The organism is Phaeobacter sp. HF9A (assembly GCF_011806385.1).
Lineage (GTDB): Bacteria > Pseudomonadota > Alphaproteobacteria > Rhodobacterales > Rhodobacteraceae > Epibacterium.
Genome location: NZ_JAATOX010000184.1, coordinates 1 through 5489 on the forward strand (window position 1 = coordinate 1; position 5489 = coordinate 5489).

5 protein-coding genes, 1 tRNA gene and 1 pseudogene are annotated in these 5489 nt (G+C 60.9%); 1 reads left to right on the top strand and 6 read right to left on the bottom strand.

The window, feature by feature from the left end; translation table 11 throughout:
- The 4 genes from HCZ87_RS19590 to ectA all read right to left on the bottom strand — a co-directional run.
- On the bottom strand, positions 1–1401 hold a 1401-nt coding region (locus HCZ87_RS19590), incomplete at its 3' end, for an aspartate kinase (RefSeq protein WP_167646625.1).
- 13 nt (positions 1402–1414) lie between these two features.
- Entirely contained in the window at positions 1415–1819 is a 405-nt protein-coding gene (locus tag HCZ87_RS19595) for an ectoine synthase (RefSeq protein WP_167646627.1), read from the bottom strand.
- A 24-nt stretch (positions 1820–1843) separates the two neighbouring features.
- Entirely contained in the window at positions 1844–3130 is a 1287-nt protein-coding gene (gene ectB / locus HCZ87_RS19600) for a diaminobutyrate--2-oxoglutarate transaminase (RefSeq protein ID WP_167646629.1), read from the bottom strand.
- Between the two features lie 61 nt (positions 3131–3191).
- A complete protein-coding gene (ectA, locus tag HCZ87_RS19605) occupies positions 3192–3743 on the bottom strand; it encodes a diaminobutyrate acetyltransferase (RefSeq protein ID WP_167646631.1) in 552 nt (183 codons plus the stop codon).
- Positions 3744–3972: 229 nt separating this feature from the next.
- Between ectA and HCZ87_RS19610 the strand changes: the two genes are divergently transcribed.
- Positions 3973–4467: a MarR family winged helix-turn-helix transcriptional regulator gene (locus HCZ87_RS19610; RefSeq protein ID WP_167646633.1), complete on the top strand. Its 495-nt coding sequence runs from the start codon at positions 3973–3975 to the stop codon at positions 4465–4467.
- Between the two features lie 116 nt (positions 4468–4583).
- Here HCZ87_RS19610 and HCZ87_RS19615 read toward each other — a convergent pair.
- Positions 4584–4660, bottom strand: a tRNA-Met gene (locus tag HCZ87_RS19615).
- Positions 4661–4929: 269 nt separating this feature from the next.
- Positions 4930–5489: pseudogene (locus HCZ87_RS19620) on the bottom strand (tryptophan--tRNA ligase); the annotation flags it as partial.

A 5489-nucleotide genomic window follows, 5' to 3' on the forward strand; every position in this document is an offset into this window, starting at 1 on the left:
GGCCTGATCTTCGACGAGGGTTTTGTGCAGGCTGGTGATGACCTGTTTCAGGTCCTCTCGCTCCACGATATATTGCACATCCACATTGCGCGGGCCTTGCGACGCGCCAAGGCTGGACAGCCCCACATCGGCGATCGCCTGCAAGCCACGGGTCAGCACCGACAGCCCCTTGAGATCGCGGCCAATGGCGGCGGCCATGGACAGCAGTCGCGCCGAAATCTCGGCGTTGGGGTAGAGCTGCGACAGGTCCTTTTCCACCCGTTTCAGCGCCGTCAGCGAGGTGTCGAGATAGTGGGTGATGGTATTGGCGTTCGAGGTCTTGGACACGATCCGCACGTCATGGCGGGTCAGAATGTCCAAAATCGCCGCGTCATAACCTTTGACGCCAACCATATCCTGCTCAAAGACTTCGAGCGCGATGATATCCAGCCCGGTGATCATCTCCACCGCCGGGGTGTCGGCGGGCTTGTCGTCGATCAGCGTGCCGGGATCTTCGGGTTCAAAGGCATTGGTCACCCGCAGGGGCACATCGGCCTGACGCAGGGTTTTGGCCGCCTTGGGGTGGATCGCCTCCATGCCCATATTCGACATCTGGTCCGCAACGTCGAAATTGGTGTGGCCAAGCTTGCGCGCCACCCCTTCGCCGACAAGTTTCGGATCGGCAGAGGACAGGTGGAATTCCTTGTGGATGATCGCCTCCGCCGCGCCGGTCTGGGCGGCAAGACAAGAGAAGGTCACCTCCGAATAGCCCCGGTCAAACTCGCGCATCAGCCCTTCGGCACATTGCGCATAGCCGGTGACGATGGGCATTTCGCTGGTCATATCCACATCCGCCAAGGCCTGCGCAATGCGTTGCTCCAGCGTCACATCGCCTTCGTCGCGCCAGCCGGAGAGGTCGACGAATCGCGCGTTCAGCCCGGCGCGCTGCAACAACAACGTGGTGACAAAGGCGGAATGTGCCTCGCCCAGGCCAGAGAGCAGCTCGCGGATTTGCAACATATGCTCGGCCAGGCGGAAATGGCCGTAGCTGCACAGCCGTTGCAGGTCGATCAGGCAATTGCGCGCGCCCTCGACGCGTTCGGCGACAAAGGCATCGGCCTGCGATACATCTCCCGCATTGTCGAGCACCGCGTCATGGGCACGGCGCATTTCCTCGCCGACGCGGCTGAGCGCCTCGTGCCAGCCGTGATCAGACTCGGCATCGGTGAAGCGGGCATAGACCCCGGCCTCTCCGGTTTTCTTGTGTTCCAGCAAGAGGTTGGTGATGCCGCCAAAGGCGGACACCACGAACACACGCCCATATAGATCGGCGCCCTTGCGATCACCGATAAACAGGGTGTCAACCAGCTCATGCACGCGGGACATAGATGTCCCGCCGATTTTCTCAACGGTATGTGCCATTCTCTGCGCCCCCTTAGGCCGGATCCGTTTCCAGTTCCGCGGCAGGCGCGTAGGAGCCATCCTCGCGGTGGACTTCGGTGCCGGTGACCGGCGGGTTGAAGCAGCAGGCCATATGCAGCTCTTCCTCGGCCCGCAGGATATGTTTGTCATGCAGGTTCAGCGCATACATCACGCCGGGCTTGATCTCATGCGTCTCGCCGGTGGCAAGGTCGGTGATCGAGCCTTTGCCCTTCATGCAATAGACACTTTCGAAGTGGTGCTTGTAGTGGAACTGATGCTCCGAGCCCGCTTCCAGGACGGTGATGTGAAAGGAAAATCCCATCCCATCATCCGCCAGCAGCATGCGGGTGGAGGTCCAGCGCGCATCGGACACGGAGCGGTCGGTGTTCTTCAGGGTGTTGAAATCGCGAATGATCATTTGTTTGTACTCCGGTCGTCTATGTTATTGTGCGGCGATTTTGCTGCTGTTCAGCACATCGCGCGTCGCGGCTGTCAGGATCGAGAAGCCCTCGACCAGGATCGCCTCTGGCGTGGTCAGCGGTGCCAGGATCTTCACCACCTCGTCGTTGGGGCCGGATGTCTCGACAATCAGGCCACGACTATAGGCACGGGCGCAGATCTCACCGGCAAGGTCACCGGAGCCCACATCGACCCCCTGCATCAGGCCACGCCCTTTGAGGCGGGCGCCCGGCACCAGCGTCGCCAGTTCTTGCAGCGCCGAGGTGATCAGATCCGCCTTGCGCGCGAGCTCTGTGTGGAACCCCTTGCCGGTCCAGAATTTCTCGATCGCGACGCGGGCGGTGACAAAGGCATGGGTGTTGCCGCGAAAGGTGCCATTGTGCTCGGCGGGGCCGAATACGTCGTGCTGCGGACGCACCAGAACCAGCGCCATCGGCAGGCCAAAGCCGGAAAGGGATTTCGCCATGGTCACGATGTCGGGGGTCACGCCCATTTCCTCGAAGGAGAAGAACGTGCCGGTCCGACCGCAGCCGGCCTGAATGTCGTCGACAATCAGCAGCGCGCCATGGTCATGGGCGATCTGTGCGATCTTGCGCACCCAGGTCGGTGAGGCCGCGTTGAGGCCGCCTTCGCCCTGCACGGTTTCCAGCAGGATCGCGGCCGGGGCGTCGATGCCGCCGGAGGGATCAGACAGCATCTTGTCCAGCAGCGCGGCGCTGTCGACACCATCGGCATAGCCGTCATAGGGCATGCGGGTCACGCCGGCCTTGTCCATGCCGGCACCACCACGGTGATAGCCGTTCCCGGTTGCGGCCAGCGCCCCCATGGTGACCCCGTGGAACCCGTTGGTGAAGGAAATCACATTGCTGCGCCCGGTCACCTTGCGGGCGATCTTCATCGCGGCCTCGACGGCATTGGCACCGGTCGGACCGGTGAACATCACCCGGTGATCCATGCCTCGGGGGCGCAGAATCAGGTCGTTAAAGGTGGTCAGGAAGGCTTCTTTTGCCTCTGTGTGGAAATCGAGCCCATGGGTAATGCCGTCCTTGAGCACATGCGCCACCAGCGCATCCTTCATGTCGGGGTCATTGTGGCCATAGTTCAGCGAGGAGCAGCCCGCCAGAAAGTCGATGTAGCGCGCGCCGTCCTCGGTAAACAGTTCCGAGCCACGCGCGGTGTCAAAGGACGCGGTGATCGAGCGGCAATAGGAGCGCGCGTTGCTTTCACGACGGGTATAGATAGAATTATTTTGTGCCATGTCTTTGGGCATGGGGAAGTCCTTTCGGAAGAAGATCTGGAAAAATGGGGGGAGGGAAGCGCATGCGAGGCCGTCAGGCCGCGCGCTTCAGGATCCTCGCGACGCTTTCGAGCGGGATGGTAACCATATGCTCGGTGTCATGCGCGCCATCGAAATGGGCCTCTTTCTCGAAATGCGGCGCGTCGCTCAGCTCGGCTCCGATGTCGCGGGCAAAGCTGCGGAACAGCCCCCAGGAGGCCGCATTGTCCTTAGTAATCGTGGTTTGCAGCGCGGTTGCGCCGTTGATGCCGCGACGCGCCAGCAGCGCATGCAGCATCTTCTTGCCAAGACCCATGCCGCGGGCGCTGTCCGCCACGGCGACCTGCCAGACAAAGAACACATCCTGGCCCGGGATCATATGGCCGGAGATCCAGCCGACGATTTCGCCATCCAGCTCGGCTGCCACGCAGGTGTCGCGGAAGTGATCGGCCTGGATCAGATTGGCATACATGGAGTTGCGGTCGAGCGGCGCGCAGGCCTTGACCAGCTCCCAGATTGCGGCCCCGTCCGTCGCATTTGGCTTGCGCAGAAGGGGCTGCCGCGTTCGGTCGGCGGGCGTATCGGGATTCAGGATATCTTTGGGCATCGCTCAATGTCTCCATGTTTCATTTGATAGTCTAAGTATATCATTCAGATTAAAACTTCAAGAAGCTAAGTAATATTATTCCCCGAGTTCGTATACATCATGTAAATAAAGGGAAAAATCATTCCCTTTGTGCTGTTTTGGGGTGTGGATGTAGTTCGGTATGCCAAGGATTGCATGTGAATACTTCGCCCATTGAAGGATCGTGGCATTCGTGGCAGTTTGGGAGGGCATGACAGATCAACCGCGTGACCGAACCGATGAAAGCCTGATTGCGCTCAGACGTATTCTGCGCGCGACCGAGCTCTATTCCCGCAACCTGGCGCAGGCCTCCGGGCTGACACCGGCGCAGCTCAGGGTGTTGCAGCTCTTGGCGCGCAACGGTGGCAGCGCCACGCCCAAGGCGCTGGCCGAAACCATGGGGGTGGCGCAGGCGACGGTGACCACATTGGTCGACAAGATCGTCTCTCGCGGGATGGCGACGCGGATGCGCTCGGAAACGGATCGGCGGCAAACCAATGTGATTCTGGAAGAGGCGGGGCGCGAGGCCGTGAAGGCGGCGCCGGATGCCTTGCAGCAGCGCTATGTGCGCGCGTTCGAGCAGCTCAAGGACTGGGAGCAGATGCAGCTCCTGGCCTCCTTGGAGCGGGTCGCTGCGATGCTGGATGCGGATGAAATGGACGCCGCGCCGGTGTTGACCACGGGTGAAATCAAATCAACGCCATGAACCCTGCGCGCGGGATCGCCGCCTCTGACGCGCCGCGCCAGCCCGGCACCGATGTTGCGCCAAAACCACGTCAGTTTTGCGCGAGCGGTGCCACCATCTGAATTTATTGGGAAATTTGGTAGCGGAGGAGGGACTTGAACCCCCGACACGCGGATTATGATTCCGCTGCTCTAACCAACTGAGCTACTCCGCCACGCGTTGTGTGGAGGCGATTTACGGAATGCTGGCCAGAGGGTCAAGGCCGAAATCGCGTTGAACGTAAGTTTTGGAGAAGTTTTTCGCAGGCGTCATGTTTTTGTATTTATTTTCAATGACATAAAGCGTCCTCGCTCCTTGTGGCCTCTTGCGTGAACACGCGGGGCGCAGCGCGCGTGCAGGAGGGGGCCGACAGGACGCCAAAGGAAAAGGCCCCGTCCTGCGGAGGGGGCCTTTCCTGTGGTTTGCTGTTTTGATCGCGGTGGATCAGATCTCCACCGGGGCGACCATGCCGACGATGTCGTAGGTCTGGCGCAGAATCGGCGCGGTGATCTCGCGGGCGCGCTGGGAGCCGCGGGTCAGGATCTTGTCGATCTCATCCTGGTTTTCCATCAGGCGCGACATTTCTGTCGTGATCGGAGACATCTTTTCCACGGCAAGCTCGGCCAGCATGGGCTTGAACTCCGAGAACTGCTTTCCGCCGACATCCGCCAGAACCTGCGTCACCGTTTGGCCGTTCAAGGCGGCGTAGATATTGACCAGGTTGCGGGCCTCGGGGCGCTCTTCCAGGCCCTTTTCCTCGGAGGGCAGGGCGTCGGGGTCGGTCTTGGCCTTGCGGATCTTCTTGGCAATGGTGTCCGCATCATCGGTGAGATTGATGCGGCTGGCGTCCGAAACATCGGATTTCGACATCTTCTTGGTGCCATCGCGCAGGGACATCACGCGGGTGGCGGCGCCCTCGATCACCGGTTCGGTCAGCGGGAAGAAATCGACCCCATAGTCGTGGTTGAACTTGGTCGCGATGTCGCGGGTCAGCTCCAGATGCT

What these genes read in the sequence shown, in the direction of transcription:
- HCZ87_RS19610 (WP_167646633.1), top strand. Translation starts at nt 3,973, where the DNA reads ATGACAGATCAACCGCGTGACCGAACCGATGAAAGCCTGATTGCGCTC.
- HCZ87_RS19595 (WP_167646627.1), bottom strand. Translation starts at nt 1,819, where the DNA reads ATGATCATTCGCGATTTCAACACCCTGAAGAACACCGACCGCTCCGTG.
- ectA (WP_167646631.1), bottom strand. Translation starts at nt 3,743, where the DNA reads ATGCCCAAAGATATCCTGAATCCCGATACGCCCGCCGACCGAACGCGG.
- ectB (WP_167646629.1), bottom strand. Translation starts at nt 3,130, where the DNA reads ATGCCCAAAGACATGGCACAAAATAATTCTATCTATACCCGTCGTGAA.